Annotated in this window: 21 protein-coding genes; 5 read left to right on the top strand and 16 right to left on the bottom strand. The window is 60.8% G+C overall.

Annotation, left to right across the window (positions count from 1 at the left end; translation table 11 throughout):
* Positions 1–71: 71 nt before the first annotated feature.
* From dhaK to ACK509_RS00960, 11 genes are all read right to left on the bottom strand, one after another.
* On the bottom strand, positions 72–1070 hold the full coding sequence (gene dhaK, locus ACK509_RS01010) for a dihydroxyacetone kinase subunit DhaK (protein WP_410764612.1): 999 nt from the start codon (positions 1068–1070) through the stop codon (positions 72–74).
* Positions 1071–1281: 211 nt separating this feature from the next.
* Positions 1282–4413, bottom strand: a complete 3132-nt coding sequence (gene ileS, locus ACK509_RS01005) for an isoleucine--tRNA ligase (RefSeq protein WP_410766229.1) — start codon at positions 4411–4413, stop codon at positions 1282–1284.
* A gap of 399 nt (positions 4414–4812) precedes the next feature.
* On the bottom strand, positions 4813–5403 hold the full coding sequence (locus ACK509_RS01000) for a hypothetical protein (protein WP_410764611.1): 591 nt from the start codon (positions 5401–5403) through the stop codon (positions 4813–4815).
* A 57-nt stretch (positions 5404–5460) separates the two neighbouring features.
* Entirely contained in the window at positions 5461–5766 is a 306-nt protein-coding gene (locus ACK509_RS00995; RefSeq protein WP_410764609.1) for a hypothetical protein, read from the bottom strand.
* 46 nt (positions 5767–5812) lie between these two features.
* A complete protein-coding gene (locus ACK509_RS00990; protein WP_410764606.1) occupies positions 5813–6091 on the bottom strand; it encodes a winged helix-turn-helix domain-containing protein in 279 nt (92 codons plus the stop codon).
* A 103-nt stretch (positions 6092–6194) separates the two neighbouring features.
* A complete protein-coding gene (locus ACK509_RS00985; protein WP_410764605.1) occupies positions 6195–7613 on the bottom strand; it encodes a DUF4397 domain-containing protein in 1419 nt (472 codons plus the stop codon).
* A gap of 164 nt (positions 7614–7777) precedes the next feature.
* Positions 7778–8233, bottom strand: a complete 456-nt coding sequence (locus ACK509_RS00980) for a hypothetical protein (protein ID WP_410764604.1) — start codon at positions 8231–8233, stop codon at positions 7778–7780.
* 88 nt (positions 8234–8321) lie between these two features.
* Positions 8322–8810 (bottom strand): acyl-CoA thioesterase, encoded by a 489-nt coding sequence (locus ACK509_RS00975; protein WP_410764603.1) that lies wholly within the window; start codon positions 8808–8810, stop codon positions 8322–8324.
* A 44-nt stretch (positions 8811–8854) separates the two neighbouring features.
* Positions 8855–9298 (bottom strand): bifunctional nuclease family protein, encoded by a 444-nt coding sequence (locus ACK509_RS00970; protein WP_410764602.1) that lies wholly within the window; start codon positions 9296–9298, stop codon positions 8855–8857.
* Between the two features lie 112 nt (positions 9299–9410).
* Positions 9411–10037, bottom strand: a complete 627-nt coding sequence (locus ACK509_RS00965; protein ID WP_410764601.1) for an ArsR/SmtB family transcription factor — start codon at positions 10035–10037, stop codon at positions 9411–9413.
* A gap of 50 nt (positions 10038–10087) precedes the next feature.
* Positions 10088–11404: a glycerate kinase gene (locus tag ACK509_RS00960; protein ID WP_410764599.1), complete on the bottom strand. Its 1317-nt coding sequence runs from the start codon at positions 11402–11404 to the stop codon at positions 10088–10090.
* A gap of 53 nt (positions 11405–11457) precedes the next feature.
* Here ACK509_RS00960 and ACK509_RS00955 point away from each other — a divergent pair, with 53 nt between their 5' ends.
* Together ACK509_RS00955 and ACK509_RS00950 are read left to right on the top strand one after the other, a co-directional pair.
* Entirely contained in the window at positions 11458–13128 is a 1671-nt protein-coding gene (locus ACK509_RS00955) for a TraB/GumN family protein (protein ID WP_410764598.1), read from the top strand.
* Positions 13125–13748: a metalloprotease gene (locus tag ACK509_RS00950; protein ID WP_410764597.1), complete on the top strand. Its 624-nt coding sequence runs from the start codon at positions 13125–13127 to the stop codon at positions 13746–13748. Before ACK509_RS00955 ends, ACK509_RS00950 begins: the two co-directional genes overlap by 4 nt.
* A gap of 246 nt (positions 13749–13994) precedes the next feature.
* Here ACK509_RS00950 and ACK509_RS00945 read toward each other — a convergent pair whose 3' ends face one another.
* Positions 13995–14219 (bottom strand): hypothetical protein, encoded by a 225-nt coding sequence (locus ACK509_RS00945; RefSeq protein ID WP_410766228.1) that lies wholly within the window; start codon positions 14217–14219, stop codon positions 13995–13997.
* A gap of 430 nt (positions 14220–14649) precedes the next feature.
* Between ACK509_RS00945 and purM the strand changes: the two genes are divergently transcribed.
* The gene (gene purM / locus ACK509_RS00940; protein WP_410764596.1) at positions 14650–15636 is read left to right on the top strand and encodes a phosphoribosylformylglycinamidine cyclo-ligase; all 987 of its coding nucleotides are present in this window, start codon (positions 14650–14652) and stop codon (positions 15634–15636) included.
* Positions 15637–15711: 75 nt separating this feature from the next.
* Here the strand turns inward: purM and ACK509_RS00935 are convergent, their stop codons facing one another.
* Together ACK509_RS00935 and ACK509_RS00930 are read right to left on the bottom strand one after the other, a co-directional pair.
* Complete coding sequence (locus ACK509_RS00935) at positions 15712–16251, bottom strand: CBS domain-containing protein (protein WP_410764595.1); 540 nt, start codon at positions 16249–16251, stop codon at positions 15712–15714.
* Positions 16252–16294: 43 nt separating this feature from the next.
* Positions 16295–16654, bottom strand: coding sequence for a DUF555 domain-containing protein (locus tag ACK509_RS00930; RefSeq protein WP_390222869.1), 360 nt, complete (start codon positions 16652–16654; stop codon positions 16295–16297).
* A 337-nt stretch (positions 16655–16991) separates the two neighbouring features.
* Between ACK509_RS00930 and ACK509_RS00925 the strand changes: the two genes are divergently transcribed.
* Positions 16992–17165, top strand: a complete 174-nt coding sequence (locus ACK509_RS00925; protein ID WP_410764593.1) for a hypothetical protein — start codon at positions 16992–16994, stop codon at positions 17163–17165.
* A gap of 121 nt (positions 17166–17286) precedes the next feature.
* A complete protein-coding gene (gene psmB, locus ACK509_RS00920; protein ID WP_410764591.1) occupies positions 17287–18018 on the top strand; it encodes an archaeal proteasome endopeptidase complex subunit beta in 732 nt (243 codons plus the stop codon).
* A 54-nt stretch (positions 18019–18072) separates the two neighbouring features.
* On the opposite strand, the gene ACK509_RS00915 is transcribed toward psmB, so the two are convergent.
* Both ACK509_RS00915 and ACK509_RS00910 read right to left on the bottom strand, forming a co-directional pair.
* Positions 18073–18453, bottom strand: a complete 381-nt coding sequence (locus ACK509_RS00915) for a hypothetical protein (protein ID WP_410764588.1) — start codon at positions 18451–18453, stop codon at positions 18073–18075.
* A gap of 65 nt (positions 18454–18518) precedes the next feature.
* On the bottom strand, positions 18519–20051 hold the full coding sequence (locus ACK509_RS00910; protein ID WP_410764587.1) for a hypothetical protein: 1533 nt from the start codon (positions 20049–20051) through the stop codon (positions 18519–18521).
* Between the last annotated feature and the right edge of the window lie 9 nt (positions 20052–20060).

The raw sequence follows: 20060 nt of genomic DNA, 5'->3' as shown, positions 1-20060 counted from the left end.
CTCACGTTAGCAGGCGAGACAGTAAGCACTTCTCCCGAAAAACGGAGTGTTCAAAAATCCAAGGTTTTGGTTCAGTCGGAGACGGTCAGTGCTGGAGTGTGTGCAGGTGCCGCGAGCAACTCTTTGAGTTCGTCGTCGACGCGAAGCACCGTGACCGAACAGCCCATCATATCGAGCGAGGTCATGTAGTCGCCGACCCAGGCGTCCCACGTCTCGACACCACGGTCGCCCAACATCGACTGGAGTTTGCGGTTGACGATGTACAGTTCGGACTGCGGCGTACCGCCCATACCGTTGACCATCGTGACGACTTCTTCGCCTTCCTCGAGTTCGAGGTCGTCGAATACGCGTTCTGCGAGGTGTTCGGTGATTTCGTCGGCGCTCATGATGTCGGTGCGCTGGGTTCCCGGTTCGCCGTGGATACCGATTCCCAGTTCGATTTCGTCGTCGCCGAGGTCGAACGTCGGTTCACCTTTCTCGGGCGTGACACACGAGGTCAGTGCCATGCCCATCGTGCCGACGTTGTCGATGACCTTCTGTGCGACCTGTTTGACCGTAGCGAGGTCCGCGCCTTCGGCGGCTTTCGCACCCGCGCACTTGTGGACGAAGATGGTGCCTGCGACACCGCGACGACCCGAGGTGTAGAGTGAGTCTTCGACCGCAACGTCGTCGTTGACGACGACCTGTTCGACCGTCGCGCCCTCCATACCGGCCATCTCGGCGGCGGTATCGAAGTTCATCACGTCGCCTTCGTAGTTTTTGACGACACAGAGGACGCCCGCGCCGGAGTCTACCGCCTGAATCATCTCGCTAATCTGGTCGGCCGTCGGCGAAGTGAACACCTCACCCGCGGCCGCGCCGTCGAGCATTCCCTCGCCGATGTAACCGCCGTGTGTCGGTTCGTGGCCCGACCCACCGCCGGAGACGACCGCGACCTTTCCATCGACCGGCGCGTCGCTGCGCACGAGTACATTTGTCCCATCGAGACGCCGAACTTCTGGGTGTGCCGCCACCATTCCATCGAGCATCTCGTCAACCACTGCACTCGGCTCATTGATGAGTTTCTTCATGGTCTACAATGATACACGGGGGAATACGTCAAAAATGTTGGTCAACGATCAGGCCATTTTGCGCTCGTTCGTTCAGTAATCCGAGAGAGACACCAATCCAACAGTGTCGTCTCGAACGAGCAGGTTGTCCTCTGGCCACACTCGGTGTCTGATTCGACCGCACGGCTAGCGGAGCGAAGAGAGAAAACAATCGGCGAGGTCGAACGCTCGGTTATTCGAGCGGCGTGACCGCGATAGTCACGGAGATGCCTTCGACATCCCACGTTTCGACCGTCTCGCCCTCGGTGTTGCCGAGTTCGAACTCGCGGGCGCGAACTTCGTCGGCGATGAGGTCGCTGTGGTCGGCGACGAATCCGGCGATGCGGTCGTCATCGACTGTGAGCGCAACGTCGATTTCGACTTCGACGTCGAGGTCGAGTTGCTTGCGCATCTCCTGGATGCGGCGGATGACGTCGCGCGAGTAACCCTCGGACTCGATGTCGTCGGTGAGGGTCGTATCGACGTACACGGTGCCACCTTCGAAGTCGCCGCCGGTGACGTTCTCCGGTGGTTCGGCGTGGTAGGCGACCATCTCGTCGGTGAGGTCGTAGGTCTCGCCTTCGACTTCGACGCCGGATTCGACTTCGGCGCGGGTGAGTCCTTCGACGGCACCCATGATTTTCTGCGCCTCGGCACCGAACTCCGGTCCGATGACGCTCATCTGTGGTTCTGCGGTCTCGACGAGTTCGTCGAACACCTCCACGACTTCGACCGACCGCGTGTTGACGCGCTCTGCGAGGAGGTCGGAGAGGGCGTTGACAGCCTCGGCAACCTCGTCATCCTCGGTCTCGACCACGATGCGCGAGACGGGCCAGCGGAGTTTGCGACCGCCCTGTTGACGGGCGTATGCCGCAGACTCTTCGACCGCACGGAGGACGGTCATGTTGGCTTCGAGCGTCTCGTCGCGCAGGTCTTCGTCAACCTCGGGGTACGAGAGCTGGTGGACCGTCGTCTCGCCACCGTCGAGGCGCTGGTACATCTGCTCGGCCATGTACGGCGTGTACGGCGCGATAAGGCGGATGGACTCCTTCATGACCGTCGCGAGCGTTGCATACGCGCCCAGTTTGGAGTCCGAGTCCTCTTCTTCCCACATGCGCTCGCGGATTGCCTTCACGTAGAAGCGCGAGACGTCTTCGGTGATGAAGTCGAGAAGCGTGTTGAGCGCGGTGTGGACTTCGTAGTCGTCCCACGCGTCGGCCATCTCGGCTTTCACGGTCTGGAGGCGCGAGAGAACCCACTCGTCTACGACGGTGAGTTCGCCTTCGGAGAGGTCGGCCTCTGCTGGGTCGTAGCCGTCCAGTTCCATGTACGGCAGGGGGAACCGGAAGACGTTCCAGAAGATGTTGAGCGTCGATTGGGTATCGGCGAGGCCGTCCCACTCGAACGAGAGGTCCACACCTTGCTGGTCGTGACTCAGGAGGTACGCGCGAAGCGGGTCGCGTCCGGCGCGGTCGATTGCCTCCTCGGGCGTGACGATGTTGCCGACAGACTTCGACATCTTGCGACCGTCTTTGTCGTTGGCGAAGCCGTGCATGATGACCTCCTTGTACGGCGATTCGCCGGTCGCGGCGGTGCCCATGCCAAGTTGCGACCAGAACCAGCCACGAGTCTGGTCGTGCGCCTCGATGATGAGGTCAGCAGGCCACAGTTCGTCGTAGGCTTCGGTCTGGCCGGGGAAATCGAGTGTGCCCCACGTGGCGACCGAAGAGTCGATCCACACGTCGAACACGTCGGGGACGCGCTCGTAGGTCACGCCGTCTTCGGTGATGGTGAGTGGGTCCACCGACGGGCGGTGGAGGTCCACCGAGTCGGCGTCGATGTCCTGGTCCACGCGCTCGGCGAGTTCCTCGCGCGTGCCGATGACGAGCATCTCTTCAGCACCTTCGGCGTCGGGGTCTTGCGGAACCCAGATGGGGAGTGGGATACCCCAGTACCGCTGGCGAGAGACGTTCCAGTCGGGAGCGTCGCTCACGAAGTCGCGGAAGCGGTTGTCGCGTGCCCACTGTGGGTGCCACTCGGACTCCTCGATGTTGTCGAGCAGTTGCTCTTTGACGTCGGTGACGGTGATGAACCACTGGTCGGTAGCGAGGAAGATGATGTCCGTGTCACAGCGCCAACAGTGGCCGTAGCGGTGGTCGTGTTCGCCTGCGTGGAGCAGGTGGCCGCGCTCGTCGAGGTCTTCGATGACCTGCGGGTTGGCGTCGCGGACGAACGTGCCTTCGTACTTGCCACCCTGTGCGGTGAACTCGCCTTTGTCGTCCACGGGGACGAACACGTCGAGGCCGAGTTCCTGCCCGCGGGCGAAGTCCTCTTGCCCGTGGCCGGGTGCGGAATGAACCAGACCCGTGCGGTCGGCTTCGACGTAATCGGCGGTGTAGACCTGTCCTGCGCCCTCGAAGTCGGCGTACTCGTTCAAGACATCGGCGAGCGGGTGGTCGTACTCCCAGCCAAGCATCTCTTCGCCGGGGAGTTCGTCGAGTACTTCGAAGTCCTCGTAGCGACCCTTTTTCAGGACGCCCTCGACGCAGGGTTCTGCGACGTAGAGTACTTCGCTTTCCCCACCCTTCTCGGCGCGGACGGCCTGATAGGTCATCTCGCCGTCGACGGCGACGAAGGTGTTCGCCGGGATGGTCCACGGCGTCGTCGTCCAGATGACGAGGCTTCCCTCGCGCTCTTTCAGGGGGAATTTGACGTAGATAGATGGCGAGGTGATTTCGTCGTACTCGACTTCGTTGGCGGCGATTGCGGTCTGACAGCGCGGGCAGTAGTTGACACTGCGCTTGCCCTGTTCGACCAGTCCGTTCTCGGCGACTTTCGAGAAGGCCCACCACGCAGACTCCATGTACTCCGGCGAGAGCGTCTGGTAGGGGTTGTCCCAGTCCATCCACGTCCCGATGGACTTGAAGTCGTCGTCCATCGCCTCGCGGTTGCGGACGGCGAAGTCCTTACACTTCTCGATAAAGGCCTCCATGCCGAACTCCTCGATATCGCGCTTCGAGGTGAAGCCGAGTTCCTCTTCGACTTTCACTTCGATAGGGAGGCCGTGCATGTCGTATCCGGGGCGGTCGGTGACGTTGTGCCCCGTCATGCGCTTGTGCCGGATGACGGCGTCCTTCAGCGTCTTGTTCCATGCCGTACCAAGGTGCATCTGACCCGAGGTGTACGGCGGGCCATCGACGAAGAAGAACGACGGGTCGTCGGCGTGTTCCTCCTTCGTCGCCTCGTACGCGTCGTGCTCCTCCCAGTATTCGCCGACAACGGACTCGATGTCCTCCGGCGTGTACTGGTCTGGGATGTCTTCCATACCCCGTCCTTCTCGCGGATATATATCAAAACGGCGGGTCTCGTCCGCGTCGTTCGAGCGGTCGTTCGGCGGGTCTTGCAGGCGTTCTTCAGACATTGGTTCGTCGCTGTCGCTGGTGCGATACCCATCGGGTTCGATGGGATGGTGTGGTCGTCGGTCGATACGAGAGGTGTGAGTCGTCGGTGTGTTCCATTGACGGCTATTGTGAGTACTCGGCGGGCGATGCAAGCGTCAGGGTAGGGTGTGAGATGCGAGGCTACTGCCCCGCAATAATCGACGACTGACCGACGACACGAAGAAGAGACTGTCGGACCGGGGTAAGCCGGGCGACAGGTGAGTGTCGTCGCATAGATGAGGGATGTGTCGGGACGTAAATAACGCTTACTCCGACGCTGTCGATTAGGCCGACGGTTCGGCGCGTTGGTTCGCCCACGCTTCGACGTAGTAGGTTCCAACCGGTTCGTCCGTCTCCCGGTCACGAACGGCAAGCGTCGCCCCCGTCGGTTCGCCATCGCGTTCGACGGTGAACTTGTGAATCGCCGTACAGACGAGTTCGCTGGCGTCGGGGTCTCCCTCGTAGGTCGTCCCCGACCTGCGTATCGGAATCTCACAGTCGTCCCAGCCAGTCCACTCGACGAATCCAACAGTGTTGTAGAAGGCCGCCTCGTCGCGTGGCATTCGAACCTCGAACAGCAGGACGAACGAGTTTCCGTCGGCCCACAAGAGGTCGTTCGAGAACTCACCTTGGAGGGCGCGGTCGGTGAACACGTCGGCCTGGTCGGCAGGTGGGTCGGGAAACAGCCAGCCTCGGAAATTCGAATCGTCTTGAAACGACCCGTGGAAGTACTGTTCGTCTGCGGGGTGGAGGTTCGCGTAGCCGTGTTCGCCGTGAATATCACCGCTGGCGACTTCACGGGCGTCACCGAGACACCCCGAGAGTGAGGCGAGCGAGAGTGCGGCAGTGCTGGAGAGGAGGGCACGTCGGCGCATCGACACGTCAGTTCTCAGGCGCAGTGTAAAACGCTGTGGGCCAGCGTGAACACGCTCTCAGTCCCACGTAATCCACAACAGCACACCGAGTGCCACGGCCTGCAAGACGTGAATTCCCATCAGGACGCGCCACGCAATCGCAGGCATCTCTGTGGCGAACCAGACCGAGAGTGTGGGGTCTGCGGTGTAGTAGTACAGCGCGAAGATGCTCTGCGCGAAGAGGAAAAAGCCGAAGACGAGGAGGCCGAGTGCGTGTTTAGACCTGAAGGTCACGTAGTTCCGTCCCCAGATTCCGAGGAGTACGAGGAGGAACGCGGCGCTAAGGCCAACCGATAGGCGGGCGATATCGACCCAGATGCTCATCGCTGGTGTCTGGCTTGGTCTGCGGTCGGGAGTGGGTGCATTGGAATTACTCGGTCGTCTGTTCGATTATCTGTTCGATGGTCTGCCAGTGGGTGCGAGCAAGTTGTGACGGGATGTAGACGGACCCGTATCTGTTCCCGCTCTGCTCGACGACGCCGTTTTCTACGAGGACACCGAGGTGGTGACGAACCGTCTTGTAGTCGAGACCTAACTCTTCTGCGAGGCGATTCGCATTGCGAGGTCGGTCCGCGAGTTCGCGGAGGATTCGAATCCGGTTTTCGCCACCGCGCGTCCCGGTGAGCACGTACCAAAGCACGCCCTCCATTCCCCGAATAGTACACGCGAAATCGACCTAAGGGTATCGGCGAGTAGACAGGTTCGACTCGCAGAAAGAGGTGTTCGCCTGAGAGAGGCGTTCACCTGAGGTTTCAGTTGTCGATGACAACCTGAAGGTCGAACTCGGCGTCCGTCGGTTCGTCGTCGGTCGTCAGGTAGCCCTGAGCGATAGCAGTGTAGGCGTAGCCTGCTTCTGCGGCGAGGCCGAACTCGCCAACCACGTCGCCGTCGTTGGTCTCAGTGTCGCCACGGACTTCGATGGTGTACTCGCCAGCGGGCACGTCTACGGTGGCCGTCTCTCCGAATGCGAGTCCATCGACGAGAACGTCACCGGTGGAGGCGACGGTCACATCGACTGCGGGTGCGTCAGGCGAGGCGTGGAAGACACGCACGCGGGCAGTTTCACCCTCAGGCTCGGAGCGGTCGTCTTCGAGTATCTGAACCATAAACGGATTCTCGGCGTCCTCTTCGAGTTCGCCGACTGCCGCGGCAGTGTAGGCCCCGGCGGCTAAGTCGAGCGACTCGTCGAAGACAACCGTGTCGGGGTCGCCTGCGGCTTGGACAGTCACTTGGTAGGTTCCTTCCTCCAGCATCAGGTAGTCGCTCACGGCACCGAAGGGTACGTCCGTGAGAACTGGTTCGCCTTCGACGAGTACGTCGACGTTGGGAGCGTCAGGCGAGAGGTGAGCCACGCGGAGCGAGACAGCGGGTTCGACGAGTCCGCCGCCAGAACCGGAATCGACGGTGACGATGGGGCGGAACTCCTCCATCGTGGGTTCGTCGTCGGGCGTCAGGTAACCCGCAGCAAAGACGGTGTAGACGGAATTACTGGCGAGTTCGAGGTCGAACTCGGCGACTGCATCGCCGTCGTTCGACTCGGTGTCACCACGGACTTGGATGGTGTACGTGTCAGCGGGGACTTCGACACTTCCTGACTGCGTGAATTCGACACCATCGAAGAGGACCGTCTCACCAGCGGTGATGTCTACTGCGGGTGCGTCGGGCGAGGCGTGGACGACGCGGACGCGCGCCATGTCGTCGCCCGGTTCGGAGACATCGTCTTCGAGGATGAGTGGTTGGAACGTCTCTTCGCTCAACTCGCCGACTGCGGCGACCGTATACGTCGCCTCGGCGAGTTCGAGGTCGTCTTCGAAGACGACAGTCGATTCGTCGCCTGCGGGCGTGATTGCGACAGTTCTCGTCCCGATTGGAACGGAGAGATAGTCGCTCACGGCCGAGAACGAGACACCGGAGAGGGCGACTTCGCCATCGACGTAGATGTCCACGTCGGGCGCATCAGGTGCGAGGTGCGCGACGCGAACCATCGCCATCTCCGATTCGGGAGTTGGCGTCGACGTCGTCTCGGTTTCGGTTTCAGTCATCGAGTCAGTCGTCGTCTCAGTCTCGGTCTGGTCGCCACCGGCGGTGCCACCCATGCAGCCTGCAAGGCCACCAATGACGGTGAGACCACCGACTGCGCGGAGTACATCGCGGCGCTTTGTATCGGTCATCGCAAGCAATAGGTGTGATTTTGACTACATGTCTGTTTTCCCAAATTCAACCAAAATGAGACCATAAGAACGCCCAATACTGCCTCAATGTCCATTAAATCAATACATTCTGAAATCATATACAGTCTCCGGTTCCTGACTACTCGACATCAAATCCACGCTGACTATCCGAAATCAGGCAGGTCGTCGGGAGCTTCGTACTCGGACTCCCAGTCGATATAGTCGTCTTTGAGTACGTCGCAAGCCTGTTGTCCGAGTTCGGTCAGGCCCGCATTTACCGACGACACTTGCCCCCACGAGGTGAGTTCTGGATGGAGTTGTCGCTCTTTCCAATCCTCGGGGATACCGGGTGCGTGGTACCCAACTCGGTCGGCGAAGTCGTCCCAGAAGAAATCGAAGTAGGTGAGTAAGTCGAGGTCGAGGACGATTTGCCACTGTGTTTCGGTGACTGGCGTCTCTTTGGCCCACTGTTCGAACGCATCGGCCCACGCGCCGTCGTGGAGGAACTGCTCTAACTCAGTTCGCTTGAAGTCCGCATCAGCGGCGATGTTCGCATCGTCGTACTGGTTCGGGTCCACCTTCGGGAGCGTCGGGGCATCGGGGACAGGAACGTCGAGCATAGAAATTGATTGGGTCGCCGTCCCCGATAAGGGTTCGTTCGCCATGGTGAGGTTTCACCGGGGGGAAATACGGACAAGACGAACTCGATTAGAGGTCTTCCATCCGCTCGATAACCATCTCTAACTGTTCGGCGCGGCCTTCGACGGCCTCCTGTCTGAGTGCTTCTTCTTCTGGCGTCTCACAGGTGAGTTTTGGCACGGGAGTTGGTCTTCCGTCGCCGTCGAGCGCGACGAAGGTCAGAAACGACGTGGTCGTCTTCCGGCGTTCGTCGGTCTTCGGGTTCTCCGCGTGGACATCGACTTTCACGTCGATGCTGGTCCGACCGACGTTGAACACGTAGGCTTCCATGACCGCGACTTCGCCGAGGTCGATGGCGCTGATAAAATCGACGTGGTCCATCGAGGCGGTGACACACTGCCGATTCGAGAATCGCATCGCCGCAATCGCCCCACAGATGTCCATCCAGTGAAGCACTGCCCCACCGAGCGCCCGCCCGAGGTTGTTTGTGTCGTTCGGCAACACGAGTTCGGTCATCTCGGTCTGCGAGTGCGCAAGTGTGGCAGTAGATTCGCTCATGGCATGACCTCGCGCCGAGGGGATTTGAAAAGCAGGGAGATGACCTACTGGTCGAAATCGATATCGAACGCCGTCGGTGGGCGACCCGCCGCATCGAGAATTTCGTCAGAGATGAGAATCGGGCAATCGACGCGAACCGCGAGCGCGATGGCGTCACTCGGGCGAGCATCGAAGGTAAACACGTAGGCCTCGCCGTTCGAGTACCGCTCCGCATCGACTTTCGCGTAGAAGGTCCCACCAGAGAGGTCGTCGATTCGGATGCTGTCGATTGCACCACCGAATTCGGTCACCATCTCGACGAGCAGGTCGTGCGTCAACGGTCGTTCGAACTTCTCGCCAGTCAGACCCAACTGAATCGCTTGCGCTTGGTCCGTCGTTATGACGATGGGCAAGTACTCCTCCCGAGCTTCGAGAATAACGGCAGGGACGTTCGAACCATCGTCCCCGACGCCGATTCCGATACCACGGACCTCGGCACGGTGTTGCATGGTACTAATTAGTCAGCGAGAGTACGAATAATTACCTCAGCGAAATTCCGGGGTGCCGCGCGACATTACGTGAAAAAAGAGCGTCAACGAGCAACCATATATCAAAACAGTATCAGATTAATCGCCGCCGGTACACGACGAAGAGCGCGAGCGCGACGAGGATGACCAATCCGCCCGCGAAGAACGCTACGCCCGGTGGAATACCTTGTGCGACCGATGGTGCGGCCTCGACGGTGGCAGTCGTGACGGATTCGGCGCTCTCGGCGGCAGCATCAGCGCCACCGGCGACAGCACGCTGGCCACGGGTCGCAAGCCACTGGACGAGCGCCGACAGGAGACCGAGGACGGCAACTGCACCGAGTAAACTCGAGAGCGCGCTCGCCAAGCCAGTTCGCGTCTCTTCGGTGGCGGCGACGACGACCAGCGGGCGGTCCGCGGGCGCGTATACTTTCATCTCCCGGCCTTTCTCGGAGTAAACGGTATCGACCACTTCGATGAGTCCGGCCTCGTCGAGTTTTTTCAGGTGGTACTGAACGTTCTGGAGGGATGTTTCAACGCGCTCGGCGAGGTCGGCAGCGTTGGTCGGTTCGGTGTGGAGAGCAGAGAGAACGCGCCGTGCGGTCTGCGACGAGAGCGCGGACAGAAGGTCGGTCGCTTCGTCGTCGTCCAGACCGATGACCCGAGGTGCGGGCTCGTCTGCGGAGGAGGTATCAGGGGCGGAGGGCAGCAAACCTGCCATAGGACTCGATACTACACCGGAGGTTACAAACCTGTTGTCAGACGGGTTGGTTAGTTGTCGAGAACGACCACGCGCAGGTCGTTGACGTTGGTTCCCGTCGGGCCGGTGTCGATGAGCGCACCTGCATCACGGAGAATCGGGAGCGCGTCGTTCTCGGCGAGCGCCGCCTGTACCGCCCGTTTTTCGACGGATTCCGAATCAACAATCGCGCCCGCGACATCGGTTCCGCCGTCTTTCCCGTCGCTGTCGATGCTGGCGATGACCGCTCCGTCTGGAACCTCCGTCCCCGCAGAGAGACAAAATTCGAGATTCGGGCCGCCGTCACCGTCGCCACGAACCGTCACCGTACACTCGCCGCCGGAGAGGACGACTGCCGGGGGTTCGAGTGGGTTTCCGGTCGCTAACACCTCGGAAGCGACCGCGACATGCGTCTTTGAGGCTTCACGCGCCTCGCCTTCTATCCGCGACGAGAGAATCATTGGTTCGTACCCGCGCTCGCGCGCAACGTCGCGCGCGGCATCGAGCGCAGTGAACGTGTCCGCGAGAACGTGGTTCGTCACCCGGTCGAACACCGCCGCACCCGGTTTGGGCGTCTCAGAAATCTCACCTGCCGCACCTGATTCGAGACGCGCTCGAACCGCGTCGGGAACGTCGAGGTCGAATCGGTCGAGGACACTGAGCGCGTCGTCGAACGTGGTTTCGTCCGGTGCAGTCGGCCCGGAGGCGATGACGTCGAGGTCGTTGCCGACGACGTCCGAGAGAACTAATCCGACGACCGTCGCCGGTTCTGCGAGTCGAGCGAGGCCGCCACCCTTGAGCGTCGAGAGGTGTTTTCGAACCGCGTTGAGGTCGTGGATATCGGCCCCGCTTTCGAGCAAGAGCGTCGTCGTCGCGCGAAGGTCTTCGAGTGAGATGCCGTCGGCAGGAGCAGGAAGAATCGCACTCGCGCCACCCGTGACGGCGACGAGGACGAGCGTTCGCTCGTCGAGGTCCGAAAGGAGGTCGATAATCTGTTTCGTACTCTCGACGCCGCGCTGGGAAGGCACTGGGTGGTCACCCGGTAGGCGGTCGATTTTCGACCCCGTTCCCGGATTCGGCGTGACGACGACACCGCCATCGAGTCGGTCTCCCAGAATCGGTTCGAGCGCGTCCGCGACACCATCACCTGCTTTTCCGCCACCGACGACGAGAATTCGGTCGAAGTTCGAGAGGTCGTATTTCGAATCGGCGACGGTGAGCGTGTCGCCCGCGAGTGAGACGGATTCGTGGACGACGCGTTCGGGGAGGACAGCTTCCACACCCGCACGAAGGCACTCGATAGCCGTCTCGTGTGCAGGTGTGGGTGTCCGTGCGTCGAATGTGTGCATAGTTCAGCCCCGATGCCGACACGGATAAAAACCGTGGGCCGGTACTCCCGGCGATGAACGATTCGTCGCCCGACGAGGGACGCGTCCGAGTCGTCGGCACTGCCCACGTCTCACAAGATAGCGTCCGCGAGGTCGAAGCGACCATCCGCGAGGAACAACCGGATATGGTCGCGGTCGAACTCGACGAGGGGCGCTTCCGACAGTTGAAGGGTGGTACACCCGACGATATCGAGGCGCGTGACCTCCTCCGCGGCAACACCGTCTTCCAATTTATCGCCTACTGGATGCTCTCGTATGTCCAGTCGCGGATGGGAGACAAGTTCGATGTCCAACCCGGCGCAGACATGCTCGCCGCAGTCGAAACCGCCGAAGAAGAAGAGATAGATGTCGCACTCGTCGACCGCGACATCCAGACCACCATCCAACGCTTCTGGCGACGGATGGGGACGATGGAGAAACTCCGCATGGCCGGTGACCTCGTCTTCGGTGTGGCCGATGCCCGCGGCGTCGGCATCATCTTCGGTCTCATCGTCGGCGTCTTCCTCGGCCCGCTCGTCGGTCTCTACGGCGGCGCTGTCGGCATTACCGACTTCGTACTCGCGCGCGCAACCACGGGCGCACTGCTCGGTGCAGTCTCGGCGTACCTCCTCTACTCGGTCGCCGCGACGGCCATGGACGGCGACGATGCACTGGTCGCCGGTCTGGGTGGCGGTGCGGCAGTCGGACTTATCGGCGGCGTCGGTCTCGGACTCGGAACCGGTCTCGTCACGTCCGTACTCGGCGGTCTCGGGACGGCCATCGTCGGAAGCCTCGCCATCGGCGTGAGCGTCGGTATCGCCGCCGGTCTCGTCGTTGGAACACTCCTGAACGTCTTGGGCCTGTTCGAAGCGCCCGAGGAGATGGAAGAGTTCGACATGTCCGAACTCACCGACGGCGACGTGGTGAGCGCCATGATGGAAGAGTTCCGCCGGTTTAGCCCCGGTGGCGCAGAGGCGCTCATCGACGAACGAGACGCCTTCATCGCCCACCAACTCGTCGCACTTCGACAGAGTGGCCGGAACGTCGTCGCAATCGTCGGCGCAGGCCACAAAGCCGGTATCGAACGCTATCTCGCCAATCCGGAGACGTTGCCACCGATGGAGTCCTTAGTCGGTGTCGCCGAGAAAGACGGCTTCCCGTGGGGGAAACTCGTCGGCTACGGAATTACGGTCGTCTTCGTCGCCTTCTTCGTCCTCTTGGCGATGGCGGGCGTCGGCAACGAACGCCTCTTGACCATCTTCGGCGCGTGGTTCCTCATCAACGGTATCTTCACCTTCGGGATGGCGAAACTCGCCGGAGCGCGGTGGACCTCCGCCCTCGTCGGCGGACTGGTCGCGTGGATGACCTCTATCAATCCGCTTCTCGCACCGGGGTGGTTCACTGGATACGTCGAACTCCGACATACGCCGGTCAACGTCGGCGATATCGGGACGCTCAATCGCATCCTCTCGGACGAAGAGACACCCATCGTCGAACTGGTCAAAGAACTGTTCGACGTGCCGCTTTTCAAACTCATCATGGTCGTCGCGGCGGCCAACATCGGCAGCATGATTGCGAGCTTCCTCTTCGTGACCTACGTTCTGCCCGTCATCGCCGCTGACCTCGGCGGCGTCTCGGGTGTCACCTCGCTCATGCTCGACGGCGCGGTAAACAGCGCGGACCTCATCTGGAGTACCCTCACATGAACATCGAATTCTCTTCCCACGAGCTTCGTGACCTCGCAATCGCGTGGATTGCGCTGAGCATCGCCTTCGCTATCTTCTTCGCGGGAGGTGGACAGCGAGCGATCTTCCTGCTCGGGTCGGGGCAGTTCGGCCTAGCACTGCTCGTGAGTCTGCTCACCGCCGGTGTGGCGTTCTTGCTCCACGAAGTCGCACACAAGGTCGTCGCCATCAGATTCGGCCAAGTCGCCGAGTTCCGCGCCGACTACGGCATGCTGGGCGTTGCGATTATGAGCGCACTCGTCGGGTTCATCTTCGCCGCACCCGGTGCAGTCTACCATCGAGGAATGCTCACCGAGCGCGAACACGGCTTGATCGCACTCGCAGGTCCGGCGATGAATCTCGCACTCGTCGTCGTGTTCGTTCCCATCTTCCTCGCTGGTCTCGTCCTCAATTCGGGTATCGTCGAACTCGTCGGCTCGCGCGGGTTGGTCATCAACGCCTTCCTCGCGGCGTTCAACATGCTCCCGATTGCCTCGCTCGACGGCCGAACCGTAATCTCGTGGAGTAAGACGGTCTTCGCGGGTGTATTCGCACTGTCGGCCGCACTCACCGTCCTCTTGGTGCTGTTCGTCGGTATCTGACGGACACCGAGGACTGCTTTTCAGTAACCTAGTCGGCCAGCGAGTCGATTAGAGAATCACAGGATGAAGAGCGATAGGTGAGACGACAGCGCCGACTCAGAGGAGTTGAAGTGAGGGGGAGGATGGGCAGCGGGGGACGAGTGGAGTGCGGTTCTGTGGCAATGCCACGTGTGGGAGTCGCAGGGGATGGGTATTGCAGGGTGGGTGGGAGTTGTGGGTGTGGGAACCCGGACGACGTCGGAGGGGTTAGTCTTGCGCGTGGTCGCGGCCGATAACGAGTGCAGCGGCGTGGACAGCGAGCAGGCCGACGAACAGTGAGAGTTCGCCCGCCGCGAGGCCACCAGCGAGCAGGGGCAGGTACGCGAGTGGCAGGGCAATTGCTGACCAGAAGGCAACGACCTGTACTGGGGCAAACGCAGTTCGACTGAGTGCCGATGCGAGTGAGTCGGTGGTGGAGGGAACTCCGGACATCGTCATCTTCTCTTACAACAGGATGTCACATATAACGGACAGAGCGTTACGATGATTTCGCTCGTTTTTCGCATCATTCAGACCCCATCTAAACGCTTCAAAACCGCCGTTTTCGGTTTCAAGACGTTTTATAAATTCTTCAGAATTGCTTAGAAAGTTTATCGAGTATTCTGAGACGTTTTTGAGATATGCGGTGAAATCGACCGGATATGCAGTTCCGTCGCACCGAACGAACACCAAATAGGAGGAGAATACTGCCACTCTCGTGGGGAGAAACAACCGTGTAACGCGCACGGCGAAATAGTTGGCAGTGTCTACTAAAGGACATAGCACCAAATTCCAGAAAACCGATGTCCCGCACAGACACATCCACGAACTTGCATATTTTGTACCATGTAGTTTTATAGTGTGCCCAAACTCGTACACGAACATGACGAACAACGGCTCCGAGGACGGTTCCGAGGGGATGACCTACGCGGACGCGGGTGTCGATATCGAGGCGAGCGAGGCCGCAACCGCGGCGCTCGTCGCGCAAATCGGTGGTGGCTCGGGCGACTACGCGGGGCTCCTCGACATCGGTGACCGCTATCTCGGGCTTGCGACCGACGGTGTGGGCACGAAGCTCCTCGTCGCCGAAGCCCTAGAGGACTACTCCACAGTGGGTATCGACTGCATCGCGATGAACGCGAACGACCTCGTTGCGGCTGGTGTTCGCCCCGTCGCATTCGTGGACTACCTCGCGGTCGACGAACCCGACGAGCGATTCGCCGAACAGGTCGGACAAGGCCTCAACGCGGGCGCTGACGAGGCAGATATCGAACTCGTCGGCGGCGAAACTGCCGTCATGCCCGAAGTCATCAACGGTCTCGACCTCGCCGGAACCTGCGCCGGACTCGCGGACAAAGACGCACTGTTCCCCGGTGAAGCCGAACCCAGAGACGCCCTCGTCGGGTTCGCCTCCTCCGGAATCCACTCGAACGGCCTGACCCTCGCTCGCAAGACCGCAACCAGCGACGGCGAGTACACCGACGAGTGGGACGGCGACGAGTACGACACCGTCGGCGAGGCGTTGCTCGAACCGACACGCCTCTACACTTACCTGTTGGACGACCTGCGCGCCGCAGAGACGAACGCCGCTGCCCACGTCACCGGTGGTGGATGGACGAACCTCGAACGCATGGGTGAGTTCCACTACGTGGTCGAAGACGCGTTCGAACCGCAGCCAATCTTCGACTTCATCCAGTCGAACGGCGGCGTCTCCGACGAAGAGATGCACAAGACGTTCAACATGGGCACTGGCTTTGTCGCCGCCGTGCCAGAAGCGAACGCCGAAGAACTCGCAGAATCGACCGACGGAAAAATCATCGGCTACGTCGAGGAAGGCGAAGGCGTTTCCATCCGCGGTCTCGAGCTGTAACGAAGCGAACTACTGTTCTTCTGCTTTTCGGTCGAGGGGGCGAGACGCCCGTCGTCGTTCGTCGCTGAGAATAAGTTATATGTGGGCGGCGATGTCGGCTTCGGTGATGATGCCGACTGTCGAACCACTTTCGACCACGAGAATCGCCGAGTTGTGGTCGAGATAGACGCCGATTTCGTCCAGCGTCGTCTCGGGTTCGACTGTCGTTACACTCTCGGACATGACTTCGTTCACCGGGCGCTCGGCGACGTTATCTTCCTGTACGTGGCGAATATCGGCGTTCGAGATGATGCCTAGGGGCCGACCATCTTGGATGACGGGCAACTGCGAGAAGCCCGCCTCGAGCATCATATCGCGTGCGTTGAGCACGGAGTCGTCGGGTTCGACGCTGACGACGGTGGTGTGCATGATATCCGCGGCACGAACGATACGGCCCTCCGCTTCGTCCAGGGCTTCGACGATACGACGAAGCGTCGAAAGCCGCGGGTCCACGTCGCCGCCCTCGATACGAGCGATGAGCGGCTGTGAGACGCCCGCCATATCGGCGAGCGAACTCTGCGTTAGTTCGAGTGATTTGCGGCGTTCCCGCAAATCCTGTGGCGTGGGGAGTTCCATACCGTGGAAATAACCCACGGTTATGAAAAAGGTTTCTCCTCGATTACTCGTCGTCTTCGGATTCGAATTCGAGTACGTCGATGACGTCGAGCGGCACGTCGCGGAGTGCGCCACCGACTTCGCTCTTTGCGATACGAGAGGCGTGTTTTTCGCCGTCTGCGTTGAACACCTTGATTTCGAGGAGCAGGCCGACGAGCGCAGTGTTCGCCGCGATGAATGCAGAGTCGAACGGTTCACCGCAGGCCGGACACGGCGTCGAACCGATTTCGACTTCGACGTACTCTTTGTTCTTCTGATTGAGTCGCTTTCCGGCCTCGCTGACCGCGACACCGATTGCGTCGTCGATACCATCGACATCTCGGACGAGCCAAGCCGCTTCCATAGCGACGAGATAATTCGACATACACACTCTACGCACCCGCGGGGTTTCGTGTCTTGTGGTTCGGACGGGCGGGTGGTAGAGAGTTGCAGACACGTTTTGTGTGGACCAATAATCGCGTTTTCCCGACTGTCTTCGCGCGTGGACATGAACGCGCACGGCGTCAGCAGGCCATCTCGATTATCGTCATAAGTTATGCTAATGCACTCGGCTTGTGATAGGAACTGAAACGCCTGCGGTCTGATGAGACCAGTTACAGACTCATTTTCGAAAAACGATAGACTGCGTCGCCATCTGAATTTAGGCGAGGGCATAAAGTTTATATTCACCCCCAACTCGAGACCCAGGCGAGGACAACGGTATGAAACACCGCCTAACCCGCCCAGTCCTGTTCGCCGCGTACCAACTTTCGGTCGCCACTGGAATCGCCCTACTCCCAATCGCCCTCGCCGCCCGTCGCGTCGGCGTTACCCTCCCGATTCGCCGCCTCGTCGAGGTGACTGGCGGCGCATACGAACGCGCATCTGTACAGTAACTCGACAGTGAGCGTTTTTACTCGCGTCTCAAGCCAGCCCTGAGTGACATCAACCGACGGAACCCCGGCAATGGAGAGGTGAAGGGTTGCATTTATCAGCGCCGAAGTGCAATCCCAGATAATGCGTACCCCGACTCACGACGAGTTCTCTGGCCGTCTCGATTCGCTGAACGGCGACCACTCGAATGTGTTCGGCCCGGAACTCGGCGAGTTCCCACACGCCGAGCGCCGCGCCGAGAACCTCGGTGACAAAGAAACGAAGACCGGAACGACCACGGTCGGTATCAAAACCGCCGAAGGCGTCGTTCTCGCGACCGACATGCGCGCAAGCTTGGGCTACATGGTGTCCTCGAAAGACGTGCAGAAGGTCGAAGAAATCCACCCGACGGCCGCACTGACCATCGCAGGCTCCGTCTCGGCCGCCCAGTCGCTCATCAGTTCGCTCCGCGCAGAAGTTCGCCTGTACGAGGCCCGCCGCGGCGAGAACATGAGCATGACCGCGCTCTCGACACTCGTCGGCAACTTCCTCCGCTCGGGCGGCTTCTACGTGGTCCAGCCCATCCTCGGCGGCGTGGACGAAGACGGCGCACACATCTACAGCATCGACCCCGCCGGGTCGATTCTCGAAGAGGAGTACACGGTCACCGGCTCCGGTAGCCAGTACGCCCTCGGTGTACTCGAACAAGAGTTCAGCGACGACCTAACTATCGACGAAGCAAAGCAGGTCGCCACGAAGGCCATCCGCTCGGCAGTCGAGCGTGACCTCGCCTCCGGGAACGGCATCAACATCGCAGTCGTCACCGAAGACGGCGTCGACATCGCGCGCCACCAGAACTTCGAAGGCCTCGAATAAGGCCGATTTCTCCTCTGTTTTCGCTGTGATTCGAGAGCGGCAGTACTCTTTCGTCTAGTCTTCAGTTCCCGGAAGCGGGCGCAACAACCCGTACCAGAAGCGGTAACAGAGTATGCCAAGCACTCGTCCGTACCGAGTGCCCTCGGTGAATTCGTCAGTCCGCGGGAACACTAGTCGTCGAACGCCCGCACCGAAGAGAAGGCACAAAAACCGCCGCCGCCGTCGTGTTCGAATCTTCCAGATATCGCGGTCGTACGACCAGAGATACCCAATCTGCCACACAGAACCGAGTGCGATACCCTTTGGTGAGTAGCGTGTCGGCGCTCGTTTTTCGTCGTCGAGTTTCCGCAGTTTCCGTCGGCTGTATGGTATCGTGAGTGCTGAGAAGAGCGCGACAGCGAACTCTGCGCGCGCTCGCGTCCGTCGAGAAATCATACACGACAGACGCGTTCTGATCGCAAAGTTGTTGCCTAGGCGACAAGAAAGAGCGGACGGCGACGTTAGAACCAGTCCGAAAAGCTCCCTTCGAGCAGGGTTTCGGACTGTTGTTCGACGTACTCGCGCTGCATCGCGTGGAGTGCGTCTTCGAAATCTGCACCATCGTCCAGATGTTCACGAACCCGTGCGCGTTTCCACGCCGCGGGCGTCACGCCGGTTTCGACGCGCTTGCGGAGTGGTTCGAGGTAGTAGTTGGCCTCTTCTTCGGAACAGCCAGCGAGTCGAAGGCCGTCGCGGGCGTGGACGAGCAGGTCTTGGTACATATTGATGCCGCTGACTTCGTTGCCGTCTTCGTCTATCCACGAGAGGTCGGCGTCGAGGCCGTCACGCATGGCGGCGTAGAAGTTCTCGTCTGCCGTCTCCCAGTCGAGGTTGATGACCGGGTGGTCCTGTCGCGGCAGGCGTTCCATCAGACCCGCGAAGGCGGCTTGGAAGGCCACAGAGTCACGGACGGTCGGCTGGGCGGCGATGGGGCGGAACTCGATGCGGGCGTTCGCCGACGAGCGCGATGCGCCGTCGAAGACCGGGCGAACCCATCTCCAGTAGGTTCCGTGTTTGCGGCGCAGGGTTGCGAACTCGTCGTCGAAGCGGTCACCGCGACCGACCGACATGGGGACGAGCGTCGAATCGACCGCGACGCGTTCGACAGCATCCTCGATGGTGTCGAGGTCGTCGGGGAAGGTTACTTTCTCGTGACCACCGGAGTTGAGGACGGTCTCGAAGACAGCGATACGATGTTCGTCCCAGCCGTCTTCGAGGATATCCTCGGCGGTCGCGTCCTCGTCGTAGAGGTCGGCAGGGAAGAACGGCGAGTTGACGCCGAGTGCGAGCAGCGGTCCGGCCGCTCGAAGTGCGTAGTTGAAGAACAGCGGCAGGTCCACGGCGTGAGAGACCTGATAGTGTGGCTGGATGGACGTGATGAGCGCCTCGGGCATCACCGTGTCAGCATCGAGCGAGACGTGCGGTGCCTCCAGCGTGAACGACTCCGGCGCAGTCTCACTGTTCGCCATCGCGTGATACCGCATCGAGTCGGTCATGTTGGTGGCGAGGCGCACTCCGTCGTCGGAGATGGAGTTGGTGAGATACTCGCCTGCGGTCTCGCCGGTCGGTGGAATCGTCCACATACCGTCGGAGACGAGACGCATTCCCTCTGCGGAAGCGCAATCGAGCGCGGCCTGTAGCCGGGCGCGAACCTCTGATTCCTGTGCGCGAAGGCCGTGCGCACTCAGCGGTTGGGGGCTCGTCGTCATCTCGGCGTTGTGCAAGCCGAGTTCCTTTTCGAAACCCATGAGTTCGAGCATCCGCCGAGGAACCCGCGTCAGTGCGTACGAAGGCTCGTCACCGTTGGTGTATCGCTGGGCCTCCGAAACGGCGTAAAACTCGTACTCCAGTCCGATAATCGACTGGTGGTTGTCGAAGGTGCCATCGCGCAGTTCGCGCTTGACAACTTCAGCGTCCGCCGCTGCCTGTGCTTCGAACCGGTCCGCGTCGACCGCGAGCACGTCTTTCACGCGCCCGGCGAGGTCGTCGCTCATACTCGGGGG

Origin of the sequence: Haloferax sp. DFSO60, from assembly GCF_046557615.1 — an archaeon.
GTDB lineage: Archaea > Halobacteriota > Halobacteria > Halobacteriales > Haloferacaceae > Haloferax.
Note: the sequence above shows the minus strand (reverse complement) of the source record. Positions and strands in the feature narration are given on the sequence as shown.

Bases quoted from the DNA above. Each gene is read 5' to 3' on its own strand.
- dhaK (WP_410764612.1), bottom strand. From the start codon at position 1,070: ATGAAGAAACTCATCAATGAGCCGAGTGCAGTGGTTGACGAGATGCTC.
- ileS (WP_410766229.1), bottom strand. From the start codon at position 4,413: ATGGAAGACATCCCAGACCAGTACACGCCGGAGGACATCGAGTCCGTT.
- ACK509_RS01000 (WP_410764611.1), bottom strand. From the start codon at position 5,403: ATGCGCCGACGTGCCCTCCTCTCCAGCACTGCCGCACTCTCGCTCGCC.
- ACK509_RS00995 (WP_410764609.1), bottom strand. From the start codon at position 5,766: ATGAGCATCTGGGTCGATATCGCCCGCCTATCGGTTGGCCTTAGCGCC.
- ACK509_RS00990 (WP_410764606.1), bottom strand. From the start codon at position 6,091: ATGGAGGGCGTGCTTTGGTACGTGCTCACCGGGACGCGCGGTGGCGAA.
- ACK509_RS00985 (WP_410764605.1), bottom strand. From the start codon at position 7,613: ATGACCGATACAAAGCGCCGCGATGTACTCCGCGCAGTCGGTGGTCTC.
- ACK509_RS00980 (WP_410764604.1), bottom strand. From the start codon at position 8,233: ATGCTCGACGTTCCTGTCCCCGATGCCCCGACGCTCCCGAAGGTGGAC.
- ACK509_RS00975 (WP_410764603.1), bottom strand. From the start codon at position 8,810: ATGAGCGAATCTACTGCCACACTTGCGCACTCGCAGACCGAGATGACC.
- ACK509_RS00970 (WP_410764602.1), bottom strand. From the start codon at position 9,298: ATGCAACACCGTGCCGAGGTCCGTGGTATCGGAATCGGCGTCGGGGAC.
- ACK509_RS00965 (WP_410764601.1), bottom strand. From the start codon at position 10,037: ATGGCAGGTTTGCTGCCCTCCGCCCCTGATACCTCCTCCGCAGACGAG.
- ACK509_RS00960 (WP_410764599.1), bottom strand. From the start codon at position 11,404: ATGCACACATTCGACGCACGGACACCCACACCTGCACACGAGACGGCT.
- ACK509_RS00955 (WP_410764598.1), top strand. From the start codon at position 11,458: ATGAACGATTCGTCGCCCGACGAGGGACGCGTCCGAGTCGTCGGCACT.
- ACK509_RS00950 (WP_410764597.1), top strand. From the start codon at position 13,125: ATGAACATCGAATTCTCTTCCCACGAGCTTCGTGACCTCGCAATCGCG.
- ACK509_RS00945 (WP_410766228.1), bottom strand. From the start codon at position 14,219: ATGTCCGGAGTTCCCTCCACCACCGACTCACTCGCATCGGCACTCAGT.
- purM (WP_410764596.1), top strand. From the start codon at position 14,650: ATGACGAACAACGGCTCCGAGGACGGTTCCGAGGGGATGACCTACGCG.
- ACK509_RS00935 (WP_410764595.1), bottom strand. From the start codon at position 16,251: ATGGAACTCCCCACGCCACAGGATTTGCGGGAACGCCGCAAATCACTC.
- ACK509_RS00930 (WP_390222869.1), bottom strand. From the start codon at position 16,654: ATGTCGAATTATCTCGTCGCTATGGAAGCGGCTTGGCTCGTCCGAGAT.
- ACK509_RS00925 (WP_410764593.1), top strand. From the start codon at position 16,992: ATGAAACACCGCCTAACCCGCCCAGTCCTGTTCGCCGCGTACCAACTT.
- psmB (WP_410764591.1), top strand. From the start codon at position 17,287: ATGCGTACCCCGACTCACGACGAGTTCTCTGGCCGTCTCGATTCGCTG.
- ACK509_RS00915 (WP_410764588.1), bottom strand. From the start codon at position 18,453: ATGATTTCTCGACGGACGCGAGCGCGCGCAGAGTTCGCTGTCGCGCTC.
- ACK509_RS00910 (WP_410764587.1), bottom strand. From the start codon at position 20,051: ATGAGCGACGACCTCGCCGGGCGCGTGAAAGACGTGCTCGCGGTCGAC.